The organism is Pseudomonas sp. R76 (assembly GCF_009834565.1).
Classification (GTDB): domain Bacteria; phylum Pseudomonadota; class Gammaproteobacteria; order Pseudomonadales; family Pseudomonadaceae; genus Aquipseudomonas.
Window position 1 is genome coordinate 752417 of record NZ_CP019428.1, and the last position, 14016, is coordinate 766432.

The 14016-nt window shown below is 63.5% G+C and carries 12 protein-coding genes; 4 read left to right on the forward strand and 8 right to left on the reverse strand.

Annotation, left to right across the window (positions count from 1 at the left end; translation table 11 throughout):
• Positions 1–102: 102 nt before the first annotated feature.
• The 8 genes from PspR76_RS03225 to cbiE form a co-directional block, all read right to left on the reverse strand.
• Positions 103–2211, reverse strand: a complete 2109-nt coding sequence (locus tag PspR76_RS03225) for a TonB-dependent receptor (protein WP_159953937.1) — start codon at positions 2209–2211, stop codon at positions 103–105.
• 150 nt (positions 2212–2361) lie between these two features.
• A complete protein-coding gene (locus PspR76_RS03230; RefSeq protein ID WP_159953938.1) occupies positions 2362–3744 on the reverse strand; it encodes a PepSY-associated TM helix domain-containing protein in 1383 nt (460 codons plus the stop codon).
• Positions 3745–3861: 117 nt separating this feature from the next.
• Positions 3862–5922, reverse strand: coding sequence for a TonB-dependent copper receptor (locus PspR76_RS03235; protein WP_159953939.1), 2061 nt, complete (start codon positions 5920–5922; stop codon positions 3862–3864).
• 93 nt (positions 5923–6015) lie between these two features.
• Positions 6016–6441 (reverse strand): DUF2946 domain-containing protein, encoded by a 426-nt coding sequence (locus PspR76_RS03240; protein WP_159953940.1) that lies wholly within the window; start codon positions 6439–6441, stop codon positions 6016–6018.
• A gap of 10 nt (positions 6442–6451) precedes the next feature.
• Entirely contained in the window at positions 6452–6934 is a 483-nt protein-coding gene (locus PspR76_RS03245; RefSeq protein ID WP_159953941.1) for a copper chaperone PCu(A)C, read from the reverse strand.
• Positions 6935–6980: 46 nt separating this feature from the next.
• Complete coding sequence (locus PspR76_RS03250; RefSeq protein WP_159953942.1) at positions 6981–7376, reverse strand: DUF2946 domain-containing protein; 396 nt, start codon at positions 7374–7376, stop codon at positions 6981–6983.
• A 279-nt stretch (positions 7377–7655) separates the two neighbouring features.
• Positions 7656–8375 carry a cobalt-precorrin-6A reductase gene (locus PspR76_RS03255; RefSeq protein WP_159953943.1) on the reverse strand — a complete coding sequence of 240 codons (720 nt, stop codon included), beginning with the start codon at positions 8373–8375 and terminating at the stop codon, positions 7656–7658.
• A complete protein-coding gene (cbiE, locus tag PspR76_RS03260) occupies positions 8372–9577 on the reverse strand; it encodes a precorrin-6y C5,15-methyltransferase (decarboxylating) subunit CbiE (protein ID WP_159953944.1) in 1206 nt (401 codons plus the stop codon). Before cbiE ends, PspR76_RS03255 begins: the two co-directional genes overlap by 4 nt.
• Before the next feature lie 38 nt (positions 9578–9615).
• On the opposite strand from cbiE, the gene cobG reads away from it, so the two are divergent.
• The 4 genes from cobG to cobJ are packed head-to-tail and all read left to right on the forward strand — an operon-like array spanning position 9616 to position 13949.
• Entirely contained in the window at positions 9616–10962 is a 1347-nt protein-coding gene (gene cobG / locus PspR76_RS03265; RefSeq protein WP_159953945.1) for a precorrin-3B synthase, read from the forward strand.
• Positions 10955–11581: a precorrin-8X methylmutase gene (locus PspR76_RS03270; protein WP_159953946.1), complete on the forward strand. Its 627-nt coding sequence runs from the start codon at positions 10955–10957 to the stop codon at positions 11579–11581. The genes cobG and PspR76_RS03270 overlap by 8 nt, the downstream gene beginning before the upstream one ends.
• Positions 11581–12312, forward strand: a complete 732-nt coding sequence (locus PspR76_RS03275) for a precorrin-2 C(20)-methyltransferase (RefSeq protein ID WP_159953947.1) — start codon at positions 11581–11583, stop codon at positions 12310–12312. The genes PspR76_RS03270 and PspR76_RS03275 overlap by 1 nt, the downstream gene beginning before the upstream one ends.
• The gene (gene cobJ, locus PspR76_RS03280; protein WP_159953948.1) at positions 12312–13949 is read left to right on the forward strand and encodes a precorrin-3B C(17)-methyltransferase; all 1638 of its coding nucleotides are present in this window, start codon (positions 12312–12314) and stop codon (positions 13947–13949) included. The genes PspR76_RS03275 and cobJ overlap by 1 nt, the downstream gene beginning before the upstream one ends.
• Positions 13950–14016 lie beyond the last annotated feature (67 nt).

Below are 14016 nucleotides of genomic sequence, written 5' to 3' on the forward strand. Positions count from 1 at the left end.
GCTGGCTTGCCTGCGATAGCGGTTTGTCTGGCCCAGATGCACTGCCTGAACCACCGCTATCGCAGGCAAGCCAGCTCCCACATTGGCGTGTGTGACATTCCGTTAAAAGGTGTAATCCGCCGTCACGAAGAACGAGCGCGGCTCCCCCAAAATCCACTGTTGGCCGTTGTTGTACTGGCTGACAGCGTAAGTGCGGTTGAACAGGTTGTTCAGTTCCAGCCCCAGCGTGGTGTTGCGCATGGCCTTCCACGACACGCTCGCATCGGCCACGGTGTAGCTCGGTACTTCGCTGGTGTTGGCGGTGTCGGCATACCGCGCGCTGACGTAACGCACGCCGGCGCCGGCGCGCACATTGTCGGTCACGGCCTTGCTCAGCCACAGGTTGGCGGTGCGGTTGGGCACGTCGACCGGGCGGTTGCCGGCGCGGGACACGGCCTGGTCATTCACCGCTTCGGAAAAGTCATCGTACTTCGCCCGCACAATGGCGGCGTTCGCCTGCAATTGCCAGGCGTTGGCCAGTTGCAGGTCGAGGCTGGCTTCCAGGCCGGTCGAAGATTGCTGCCCGACTTGTTGTTGCAGCGTGGTGCCGGGGATGTCTGTCAGCAGCTTCTTTTTGACGATGTGATAGGCCGCCAATGTCCATTCGCCACGCGAGTCCCAGAACGCCTGCTTGATGCCGACTTCGGCCTGCTTGGCGGTGGATAAGCCAAACTGCTGCTGGCTTGGGCTCAAGCTGATCAGGCTGCCGACGCCGTCGGTGCTGGTCGCGTACTGGCCGTAGACCGAGGTATCCGGTGTGATCGCGTAGACCAGGCCGGCTTTCCAGTTGTTGCCGGTGAGGGTTCTGTCGGCGTCCTGGTTCGCGGTGGTCAGGTCGTTGCTGTCGATGTGCAGATAGTCACGGCGCGCGCCGGTGATCAGCGACAATTTGTCGGTCAGTTGCAGGCGGTTTTCGGCAAACGCGGCGAGCTGTTTGGTGGTGCTGACCGACTGCGCAATAAACGGGCTGGCGCTTTCAAACGGCTGCGGCACTGGGTGGTTGATATCCACCGGCTGGCCTTGCTCCGTTGCATCGGTGAACGGTGCGTTGCTGGCCAGGCGGAAGCGAATTCGGTTGTACTCGACGCCCGTCACCGTCTGGCTGTCGAGACCGAACAGCGTGTGTTTGAAGGTAAAGGTCTGGCGATCGCCGACCTGTTCCTGATCGTGCTTGATGCCCAGGTAGCTCTGGCGTACGAGCCCGCTGTCGACAAAGTTGTAGCTCTCGGCGTTCTGCCAGCGGCGCTGGTTTTTCAGGTACGACAGCTCGTTGGTGGCGGTGACGTTGTCGTTGAGCTGCCACTCGCTGGTCAGGCGCGTCCATTGGTCGTTGTAGTGCTGTTTGTCGTCGCTGACGTTGTAGTTCTTGTCACGCAGGCTTTTGTGCAACTGGCCGTTGATCAGCGGCGTGCCGTAGTAGTTCTGTGGGCTCTGGTCGCCGTAGTCGTGTGCCAGGGTGAAGCTCAGGTTTTCGGCCGGCTGCCAACGCAGGGCACCGCTGACGAAGTCGCTGGCGGAGTCGCCACGGGCGATGAAACCATTGCTGCGCAGGCGGTTGAGGTTCAGGCGGTAGCTCAGCGTATCAGTCAGCGAGCCGCCGCTGTCCAGGGCTTGCTGCTGGCGATCATAGGCCCCATAGCCGAGGCGGATGTGGTTTTCGATCTCGCCTTCAAACGGCTTCTTCGCAAGGGTGTTGATCACCGCGCCGGTAGCGCCCTGACCGTACATCACCGAGGCCGGGCCGCGCAGCACGTCGACACGCTCGACTGACCAGGTGTCCACCGGGAAGGTGGACGTGCCCGCGCCGTCGAACATGCGCTGGCCGTCGTACAGCTGCAGCACCGAACTCTGCCCGGTAAACCCGCGCGCCTGCAACGAGGTGCCGCCGTCGCCGGGCGTGCCGGTGCGGCTGATGCCGGTGGCGCGGGAGATGGCGTCCTGCACACTGGCGTCGCCGCGTTCGCGGATGTTCTCGCCGGTCTGGCTCTCGACACTGCCGGGGGTTTGCAGGGCCGTGAGGTTCAGGCGCGAGCCGGCAGTGGTCGGGGTGTTCAGGTCGACGCGTTCGTCGTCCACGGCGGGCGCGGTCACGGGGCTGGCGGGCAGGGTCAGGGCCTGGGCGCTGTTGTGCAGGGCGAGCAGGCACAGGCCGGACGCTAGGTACTTGTTCATCGGTCGATCAATCGCTTCTTGGAAGGTGCTCGCCGCAGGGCGCGGCGAGCAACGATAACGCAGAAAGTGTTATAAGTTAACACTTATCGGCTGCAAGACAAAAGTCGCGCAAGGCTACAGAAGGGCTCTGTTATGGGCATCTCGCCTGCTTCATGCCGAACCTGAGGCAGATTCACGTTGGCCAAAAAAACGCGCCAACACCAGGCGATCCAATACCCACACCACGATCAACGAAGCCCCCACCAACGGGAAAATGATCGCCAGCCCCAGCATGATCGCCATCGCGGTTTTCCACTTCGGCAGGTCATGACGCAACGGCGGCACACCCAGCCCACCCGCAGGCCGACGCTTCCACCAGATCACCACGCCGCTGACGGCGCTGAGCAAAATCATCAGGCAGATCAGCAGCACGATCAGCTGGTTTACCCAGCCGAACATCTTGCCTTCATGCAGCATCACTCCGGTTTCGGTAGCCCGTGCGATGGTGTTGTAGTGCGCCCAGCGCACATCCGCGAGCACCTTGCCGGTGTATTGGTCCACATGCTGGGTGGCGTCATTGCGCGGGTCGTTGGCGAATACCGCTATGGTGAACACGCCTTCGGCGGTGGTGGGGAAGGTGATGCTGTAGCCGGGCTCGACCTTGCGCGCGTTGGCCAGGTCGACCACTTGTTGCAGGCGCAATGTGGGCGCCGCCGGGCCGGAGTGCATGGCGCCGTGGTTCATGTGCTCGGCGTGGTCGCCGGACATCGGCATCGGCGTGTTTTCCATGGCCCAGGGCACGGTCTGTTGGCTGGCGGTATTGAGCACGCGCGCCTGCTGATCAGACTGCGGCACGTTGTTCCACATCGCCGCCGGAAAGCGATTCCACAGCTCGGCATATTGCTTGCCCCAAAAGCCGGTCCAGGTCATGCCGCTGAGCAGCATCACCAGCAAAAACGCCGCGCCCCAGAACCCGGCGACCGCGTGCATGTCGCGCCAGAACACTCGGCCACGGGTGTTGAACCTCGGCCATAACACCCCGGCCGACGACTTGCCGCGCGGCCACCACAGGTACACACCGGACACCACCAGCATCACGCCCCAGCCTGCCGCGAGTTCCACCAGGCGATCGCCGACGGTGCCGATCATCAGCTCGCCGTGGAGTGCGCGGGCGATGGCTTGCAGGTTGTATTTGGCATCCTGTTCGCCGAGTACGGTGCCGCGATACGGATCGACAAACACCGTCACTTCACGCCCTTCGTTGTGCATCACCAATTGCGCGCTGCTGGTGGCGTCGGCGGGCGGCAGGTACTTGCTGATCTTGCCTTGGGGATACGCCGCCTGGGCGCGTTGCAATTGTTCGTCGGCACTCAGTGCGTGCTCGGCGGCTTGCACCTTGAGCAGGTCGCCATACATCAGCGGGTCGAGCTGGGGTTTGAACAGGTAGATGATGCCGGTCAGGGCCAGCAGCACCATGAACGGCGCGACGAAGAGCCCGGCGTAGAAGTGCCAGCGCCAGGCCAGGTTGTAGAAGGAAATCTTTTGAGTGGTCATCAGGATGCTCCGCAAAGGCTTTAAAAATTTTTGTCAGTTATGCCGCCTTCGCGAGCAAGCCCGCTCCCACATTTGAAATGCATTCCAAGTGTGGGAGCGGGCTTGCTCGCGATGCTTTTAGAAGCTCATGTCCACCTTGGTCCAGAGCGTGCGCCCCGGCTCCTTGATGGCTTGCGGGTCACTGGCCGGGTAGCCGAAACCGGCGTTACCGGCCAGGTTCAAATGCTCGGCATAGGCTTTGCCGAACAGGTTGTCGACGCCAGTGCTGACCTTGAAGTTTTTATTGATGCGGTACGCCGCGTTCAGCGAGAACACGCCAAAGCCGCCACTCTTGTCGAAGTCCTTGCCGACCACGTTGCCCTTGTTCTGGTCGATGCGGTTTTGCGCCGCAACCACACGCCACAAGGCGCCGGCGCTCCAATCGTCTTCGCTGTAGGTCAGGCCGAAGTGTGCGTCCAGCGGCGGCATCTGCGGCAGTGCCTTGCCGTCGCTGGTGTTCTTGCCCCAGGCGTAGGCGAGGCTGGCGTCGGCTTTCCAGTTGCGCGTCAGCTTGTAGGCCGCGCCGACTTCGCCGCCCATGATGCGCGCGTCGACGTTACGTGCCTGGGAGGTGGTGCCCATCATGCCGGGCTTGTAGTCGAACAGAATGAAGTCCTGGACCCGGCCGATGTAACCCGAGGCCCAGGCTTCGAGGTCGGCGGTTTTGTATTGCGCGCCGAAGTCGAGCTGGGTGGTTTTCTCCGGCTTAACGCCATCGAAGGCATTCACAGATCCGACTGCGCCAGTGTTTGGGGAAAACAGCTCCCAGTAGTCCGGGAAGCGTTCGGCGTGGCCCAGCCCGGCGTAGACGGTGGTGGGTGTGTCGGCCAGGTCGTGTTCATAGCGCACAAAGCCCGACGGCAGCGTCTCGGCGCGGGTGTCGTCGGCGGTCGGGTTGGGGCGCGACATCATTCCCGAACCGGTGGTTTGGCGAAAATCCTTGGCCGAGGCGCGGTCCAGGCGTGCGCCGGTGATCAGGCGATCACGGTCGGCGGCGTACCAGGTGAGTTCGCTGAACACGCCATAGTTGTGGAAGTTGGCGTCCTTGTTGCGCGGCAGGTCCTTGTAGGTGTCGATGCCCATGCTGCTGCGCTGGCGGTGCTCGTTGGTCTGCGCATCCAGGCCGCTGATTAACTGCACATCGGCCCAACGCCAGGTCGCCTTGATCCGCGCGCCGAGCGTGCGGCGGTCGACATTGGAGGCCATGGGCCCGGCCATCATGCCGGTGTCCGACGGCGTGCGCAGGCTGTAGTTGTCCATCACGTGGTCGGCGTAGTTGTAGTAGACCTGGGCCTCGACCTTATCCAGCACCTCGCCGATGTTGGATTTTTCAAAACGCAGCCCGAGGCTTTCGCGCAGGAACTGCGAACCGTCCATGCCGCGCCCGGCGTAGCGCGCTTCGCCATCGCCACGCCCGGCGGTGAGTTCCAGCAGGGTGTCGGCGTCGGGGGTGAAACCGACGGCGACGTCGCCGTTCCATTTGTCGTAGCGCGAGGCGACCGTGTGGTTGTTGCCGTCCTTGTAGTCATCGGCATGCGCCTGGTTGCCGATCACGCGCACGTAGCCCAGCGGCCCACCGGCGGCGGCATCGATGACCTTGTCGAAGCGCCCGTTGGAACCGGCCAGCACGCTGGCATTGACCCGTGTGCCCAACTCGCCGAACTGCTCGGGTTCGCGGTCGAACAGGATGGTGCCGGCCGACGCGCCTGGCCCCCAGAGCACGGTTTGCGGGCCTTTGATCACCGTGAGTTTGTCGTAGGTTTCCGGCGAAATATAGGAGGTCGGCGCGTCCATGCGGCCTGGGCAGGCGCCGAGCATCATGCCGCCGTTGGTGAGGATATTCAGACGCGAGCCGAACATGCCGCGCAGCACCGGGTCACCGTTGGTGCCGCCGTTGCGCACCAGGGCAAAGCCGGGGATGGTCTTGAGGTAGTCGCCGCCATCGCTGGCGGGCACCGGTTGGCGTGGGTCTTTCGGGTTGGTGATCACGGTCAGCGGCGAACTGGGGGCAATTGCGGTGATCACCGTGGGGCTCAACTCGTGTTCATCCGCGTGTGCCTGTGGCACCAACAGCGCGCCACACAAAACAGCGAAAACGGGGGTACGTCCCAAACGGGTGTCAGCAGAAAACCTGGACATGACAAATTCCATCAATCAAGCGTAAACAACACGGCCAGCAGCCTGCGGCTGTCTGTCTAAAGTCGGCCGGTGTGAAGTAAGGATGTGAAGTGCTTACGCAGTGATGGGCGGTGCGCGGCTGCGCGCGCCGGGGAAGATGCTTTGCCGGGCATGGCCCAGGCGGGTGGCGGGGGTAATGGCGTTGGCCGGCGGCGGGGTGCCGAGGCTGACGCAGGACACGCTGCCGGGCAGGGCCGGGCAACTGAAGAGCAGGCTGCAATAGCCGCACTTTTCCCAGAGGGCGTGGTGTTCGTCAGGTGCCTGCTTGTGTTCGCCATGGCCGCCGGGCATGTCCATGCCCGCGGGCATTTGCATCGACATTTGCATCGACATACCGGCGTGATGATCCATCGGCATCGCTTGGGAAATCAGCGGACCGATAAAGATCATCAACATGGCGAACAGGCTGATCCAACTGCCGCGCATCAGGCTCATGGGCTGGCGGCGGTGTGCGGATAACCTGGCGCGAGGGGCGCCCATTTACGTTGGCCTATTGCGCGTGTTTATGCTCGTGGCCGGCCATTGGCGGCGTTTTCTGGACCGAGACTTCCACTTCAACCTTGCCGGCTTTTTCGAAAGTCAGGGTCAGCGGGAATTGCTTGCCATCGGCCAACAGGCTGCGGTCCTTGAGGCCCAGCAGCATCACGTGATAGGCCATCGGCGCGAAGGTCAAATCACCCTTGGCGGGCACGGCGACGGTGTCTACTTGCTGCATCTTCATCAAGTCGCCTTGCATCACATGCTCATGCAACTCGGCCTTGTCCGCCACCGGCGTCGCGACGCTGAGCAGGCGGTCCGGCGTTTCACCGGTGTTATGAATCACAAAGTACGCCGCGACAGTCGGCGCATTCGGCGGCAACTCCTGGGACCAGGGATCGCTGACCAGCAGGTCGCCGGCCTTGTAGTCTTCGGCATTGGCAGCACTGAACACCGGCAGCAGCAACGCAGCCAGAAGCAGGGAAGATTTGAGCATGGCAGTTCTCCAGAACGGTTCTAAACGCAGTTCACTTGCGAAGAAATCAGACCGTTGGAGAGGCGCGCGGGTTAAGGCTCGGCCATTGCTGGCGCGGCGTAGGGGCTTGCAACGAAGGCGGCGGCAGGCTCTGCACCGCCGCAAACCGCGTCACATACAACTGCGGCACATGCCCCGGCAACGCCACCAACGGCGGTGAGCCCGAGCAACACCAGCAATGCTGCATGGTGGAGTGATCGTCCTGTTGCGGCGCCGGAATCTCCAGCTTGCCCAGGGCAATCGTCTTCAGGCTGGCGCCATTGGACGAACAGAAACCGCCCCACAGCAATTGCTGAACAGGGTCTTGGGACTGCTGCATCGCACTGGCCATCGGCATGGCAAAGGCGTTGAACAGCACTGCAAAGCAGGCGATCCACACAATTGCAAAGCGTTGACGGGCCATGGCGGACAATCCGTAGGGTTAAGCGATCAGGTGGGTATTTAGCCTGATCGTTGGGGATAAGTAAAAAGCGGCGGTGTGGTTTGGTGTCGCAGTAGTTGCCTTCATGATAGTCGGGAACCACAGATTGCCAATCTTAACCCTGTGGGAGCTGGCTTGCCTGCGATGGCATCACCTTGGCCTGGCTGGAAGACCGAGTCGCCTGCATCGCAGGCAAGCCAGCTCCCACACTTATTTGTGCCTGGCCAAAATTTTGCGCCCGCCACAATCCAAATGTGGTGTTTAGAGCGTGTTGACGGCCTGTAGCACCGCCGCCACGGTAGTGAATTCTCGGTCTACCTCAGCCAACACCGGCCGCTTCAAGACAAGCACCGGAATTCCCTGCTCCCGCGCCACTTCCAGCTTCGGCTCGGTGGCCGCACTGCCGCTGTTCTTGCTGATCAGCACATCAATCCCACGCCGCTCAAACAGCGCGCGCTCGTCCTCGATCAGAAACGGCCCACGGGCGCCAATGACTTCACAGCGCGCATTTCCCGGGTACACGTCCAGCGCGCGGAGCGTCCAGAACTGATCGGCGGGGATTTCATCGAGGTGCTGCAATGGCTCACGCCCCAGTGTGAACAACGGGCGCTTGAAGGGTTTCAACGCTTCAATCAACTCGGCCCAATCACTGACCTCACGCCAGTCATCCCCGGCTTGCGGTTGCCACGCTGGTCGCCTCAAGGCCCAGCAAGGAATGTCGCACGACTGCGCAGCCAGGGCGGCATTCCGGCTGATCTGAGCCGCATAGGGATGTGTGGCGTCGAGGATCAAGCGGATATTTTCATCGCGAACAAACTGGGCGAGGCCTTCAGCCCCGCCATAACCACCCACACGCACTTGGCAGGTGAGGTCGGTAGGCACACGGCCCACACCGGCCAAACTGTAGAGATGTTCCGGCCCCAGTGTGCGGGCGATGGCCAGCGCTTCCGTCACGCCGCCCAGCAGCAGGATGCGTTTCATAACGGCTTGACCACGTCCAGCAGCGTGATCGGCAGCGCCTGGCGCCAGGTGTCGAACTCGCCCAACGGCTGGGCCTGGGCCACATGAATGCGCGTCAGCTCGCCGCCGTGTTGGGCGCGCCAGGCCATCAAGGTCATTTCGCTTTGCAGGGTCACGGCATTCGCCACCAGGCGGCCGCCGGGGCGCAGCTGCTGCCAGCAGGTGTCGAGTACGCCATCGCGGGTGACGCCGCCGCCGATGAAGATGGCGTCCGGTGCTTCCAGGCCGTGCAGCACGTCCGGCGCCTTTCCACGAATCAATTGCAAACCGGGCACGCCAAGGGCGTCGCGGTTGTGTTCGATCAAGCCCTGGCGGCCGGCATCGGCTTCAATCGCCAGCGCGCGGCAGCTCGGGTGGGCGCGCATCCATTCGATGCCGATGGAGCCGCTGCCTGCGCCCACGTCCCAGAGCAATTCGCCGGGCATGGGCGCGAGGCGGGCGAGGGTCATGGCGCGCACGTCGCGCTTGGTCAGTTGGCCGTCGTGTTTGAAGGCTGAATCGGGCAGACCGGCGAGGCGCGACAGGCGCGGTGTATTGGCGTCGGCGAGGCAGTCGATGGCGACCACGTTCAAGTCGGCGACCGAGGCGTGTTCCCATGACTGGGCCAGCCCATCGATACGCTGCTCATCTGCGCCGCCCAAATGTTCAAACACGCTCAACCGGCTTGGCCCAAACCCGGACTCAACCAGTAGCGACGCAATCGCTGCAGGGCTGCGCCCATCATTGCTCAACACCAGCACGCGCACGCCGCTGGCCAGATGCGCGTTCAGCGCCGCCAATGGCCGAGCCACCACGGATAACGTCACCACTTCCTGCAACGGCCAACCCAACCGCGCCGCTGCCAGGGAAACAGACGACGGCGCCGGCAAAATCAGCAACTCTTCAGCCGCCACCTGCCGCGCCAGGCTGGCGCCCACGCCATAGAACATCGGGTCGCCGCTGGCCAGCACGCACACAGGCTCGCCGCGCCGCGCCAGTACCGGCTCCAGGGAAAACGGGCTCGGCCACAGTTGGCGTTCGCCACGGATACACACCGGCAACAAGTCCAACTGGCGTTGGCCACCTATAATCCGAGTGGCGCGCAGCAGGGCATGCCGGGCGTTTCTGCCCAGCCCCTTGAAGCCGTCTTCACCGATGCCTACAACCGTCAGCCAGGGCGACATATGAATTCCTTGAACGACATCCGACGGGCAGGCTTTTCATGCCGCCGGACAAAGCAGGCATAATACCGCGCCTTTACCCGTCAACCGGTAGCCCCGTGAACCCAACGCCCGCTGTGAATACCTTGCGCCCCTCGGCTTGTCCGGGGTTGCTGCGTATTGTCCAGGCGTTGGATGGTGGCATTTGTCGGATCAAATTGGCCGGTGGCTCGATCACTGCCGCCCAGGCGATTGCGGTGGCGGACGCGGCCCAGGCCTATGCGGGCGGGGTGATCGAGGCCACCAACCGCGCCAACCTGCAGATTCGCGGGATCGGCGCCGAGCAGGACGCCTTGATCGCCCTGCTGCTGGCTGCCGACCTTGGCCCGAACAACGCCGCCGGCGATGATGTGCGCAACTTGATGCTCAGCCCCAGCGCCGGCATCGACCCGCAGATGCTGTTCGACACGCGCCCGCTGGCCGAGCAGATCCTGGCGACGCTGCAAAACCATCCGCGTTTCCATGAGCTGTCAGCCAAATTCGCTGTGCAACTGGATGGCTGTGAGGCCCTGGTGATGCTTGAGCATCACCATGACGTGTGGCTGTCGGCGTTTGAACGGGATGGCGAGACGTTGTTGGCCTTCGGCCTGGCCGGTTGCCCGGGGTTGGATGCGCCCTTCGCGGCGGTGCCACTGGAGCAAGGTCATGCCTTGGTCGTCGCGGTGCTGGAGTTGTTTCTCGACCTGGCGACCCCGACGCAAACCCGCATGCGTCATCTGGCTGTGGATAACTTATTGAGCCGTTTGAGCCTGCCGCTGCTGCCGGTGGATGGCTTCAAACGCCCGGTCAGCGGGGCCGGGTTGCACCTGGGCACTTATCCACAGCGTCAAAAAGATCTGTTCTACGTGGGCGCCGTTGCGCCGTTGGGGCGTCTGGATTCCACCATGCTCAAAAGCGTCGCGCAGTTGGCCAGCGCATTCGGCGATGGCACGTTGCGCTTCACGCCCTGGCAGGGCGTACTGCTGCCCAACGTTAAAAACCCTGCCGCCGTGACTGAAGGTTTGCAGCGGTTGGGCTTTCTCTGCTCGGTCGACCAACCCCTGGCGCGCTTGATCGCCTGCACCGGTTCCAGCGGCTGCGGCAAAGGCCTGGCCGATACCAAGGCCGACGCCCTGCAATTGGCTGCGCTGCAACCTGGCACTGAGGTGCACTTGTCCGGCTGCCCGCGTTCCTGCGCCGCCGCGCACACCGCACCGGTCACCTTGCTGGCGGTGAGCCCCGGCCACTACGACGTCTATTTTCGCGAGGCAGCCCAACCCGGTTTCGGCCGGCTGCACGCACGCACTCTTTCCATTGAAGCGGCGGGCGCCCTGTTACGCGCACGCTCACGGAGCAACACCGATGATTGATTACATCCGCGACGGTCAGGAGATCTATCGCAACTCCTTCGCCATTATTCGCGCGGAAGCCAAGTTAGAGCGCATCCCGGCTGATTTGGAAAAACTCGCGGTGCGGGTGATTCATGCCTGCGGCATGGTCGAGGCGATTGACGGCCTGCAGTTCTCCGAAGGCGCCGGTAAGGCCGGGCGCGATGCGCTGGCCGCTGGTGCGCCGATTCTGTGTGATGCGCGGATGGTCTCCGAAGGGGTGACCCGCGCGCGCTTGCCGGCCAACAATGAAGTGATCTGCACCTTGCGTGATGACAGCGTGCCGGAGCTGGCGCGTGAGTTGGGCAACACCCGCTCCGCCGCTGCGCTGGAGCTGTGGCGCCCGCACCTGGAAGGCAGCGTGGTGGTGATCGGCAACGCGCCGACCGCGTTGTTCTACCTGCTGGAGATGCTCGACGCCGGCGCACCGAAACCGGCGCTGATTCTCGGCTTCCCGGTCGGCTTTGTCGGCGCCGCCGAATCCAAGGCCATGCTCGCGGCTGACAGCCGTGGCGTGCCGTTTGTGATCATGCAAGGCCGCCTCGGCGGCAGTGCGATGGCCGCCGCTGCGGTCAACGCCTTGGCCACGGAGGTCGAGTAATGCCGGCACGTGGACGTTTGATTGGCCTGGGCGTCGGCCCCGGCGACCCGGAACTGATCACCCTCAAGGCCCTGCGCCTGCTGCGTGAGTCGCCGGTGGTGGCGTACTTCGTGGCCAAGGGCAAGAAAGGCAACGCCTTCGGCATCATCGAAGACCACTTGGTGGCGCAACAGACCTTGATGCCGCTGGTCTACCCGGTGACCACCGAAGTGCTGCCGGCGCCGCTGTCCTACGAGCAAGTCATCAGCGACTTCTATGACACGGCCAGCCTGGATGTAGCGGCGCACTTGGACGCCGGGCGCGATGTGGCGGTGATCTGCGAAGGCGACCCGTTCTTCTACGGTTCCTACATGTACCTGCACGACCGCCTGGCCGAGCGGTATGAAGCCCAGGTCATTCCTGGCGTGTGCTCGATGCTCGGCGGCGCCTCGGTGCTCGGCGCGCCGTTGGTGTATCGCAATCAGAGCCTGTCGGTGTTGTCGGGCGTGCTGCCCCATGACGACCTCAAGCGTCGACTGGCGGACGCCGATGCGGCGGTAATCATGAAGCTCGGTCGCAACTTCCCCAAAGTGCGCCAGGTGCTGGAAGAACTCGGCCTGGCCGAGCGCGCGCTGTATGTGGAGCGCGCGACCATGGCCAACCAGAAAATCGTGCCGCTGGATCAGGTTGACCCGGCGTCTTCGCCGTATTTCTCGCTGATCATCGTGCCGGGTGAAAGGTGGCAAGGTTGATGCGCCCGGCGATTGTCATTCTGGGCCAGGGCAGCCTGGCCACGGCGCGCAAGATTGCGCAGGTTTACCCCGGCGCGCTGATCCATGGCCTGGCCGGGCGCGTTGAAGGCGCCGACCAGACCTACACCGAGTTCGGCGCGACCCTGCGCCAGTTGTATCAACACGGCACGCCGCTGATTGCGTTGTGTGCAGCCGGCATTGTGATCCGCACCCTGGCGCCGCTGCTGCTGGAAAAAGGTGAAGAACCCGCCGTGCTGGCCGTGGCGGAAGACGGCAGCGCTGTGGTGCCGTTGCTCGGTGGCCTTGGCGGTGTGAACGTGATGGCGCGGGACATCGCCGCTGCACTGGACGTGTCTGCTGCGATCACCACCAGCGGCGAGCTGCGTTTCGGCACCTGCCTGCTCAACCCGCCTGCGGGTTACCAATTGGCGGATCTGGAACTGGGCAAGCGTTTTGTCTCGGACCTGCTGGCCGGCGAAAGTGTGCGTATCGAAGGCGCAGCGCCCTGGCTGGACGAGGCCAATTTGCCGCAGGATCAGCAGGCACGCCTGGCGATTCATGTGGGCAGCGCCGAGCGTGCGCCCGTGGCCAATGAATTGCTGATTTACCCCAAGACCGTGTGCGTCACCTGCAAGCCCGGCGCGCATTTGGCTGAACGTGTGCGGGCGGCATTGCACGACGCGGGCATTGCGCTGCAATCCCTGGCCTGCCTGGTGGCCAGCGATACGCAGATGGCCGACACTTTGCTGCATGAAGCTGCATTGGAATTGGGCGTGCCGTTGCGTTTCTCTGGCGTCACGCAAGAGGCGGACATCGTTATCAGTGTTGCCGAGCAACCGCTGGACCTGGCGCACGTCGGGCGCCCGCGTGGCCGCCTGGCGGTGATTGGCCTGGGCCCTGGCGCCGCCGAATTGATGGTGCCGGCCGTCAAGGCCGAGCTGGCGCGTTGCACCGATGTGCTGGGCTATGAAACCTATGTGCGCATGGCCGGGCCGTTCCGCGACGATCAGGTGCAACATTGCACGGATAACCGCGAAGAGATGCAGCGCGCGCGGCATGCGTTTGAGCTCGCCGCGCAGGGCCGTTCCGTGGTGGTGGTGTCGTCCGGTGACCCGGGCGTCTTCGCCATGGCTGCTGCCGTGATCGAGGCTTTGCATGAGTCGAATGACCCGGCCTGGCATCAGGTCAACCTGGAAATTCTGCCGGGCGTTTCGGCTTCGCTGGCCACCGCCGCCCAGGCGGGTGCGCCGCTGGGCCATGACTTCTGCGTGATGTCGCTGTCGGACAACCTCAAGCCGTGGTCGATTATCGAAAAGCGCCTGGACCTGGCATCCCAGGCCGACCTGGCGCTGGCGTTCTACAACCCGATCTCGCGTTCGCGGCCATGGCAACTGGGACGCGCCCTGGAAATCGTCGCGCTGCACCGCACGCCTGAAACGCCGGTGGTGCTGGGGCGCGATATCGGTCGTCCAGGCCAGACCCTGCGCGTCACCACGCTTGGGCAATTGACACCCGAGCAGGTCGACATGCGCACCATGGTGCTGATCGGCTCATCCACCACCTGTGTATTCCCGCGCGCCGGTGGCGGTGAGTGGGTGTACACGCCACGTTGGTATGGCAACAAGCCCGCCTCCTGAAAACAGCCTGCCGCACGTAAGAAAGCTCCGAGTAATGCTGGGTGAAAGCCTGGCGCTGCTCGGAGCT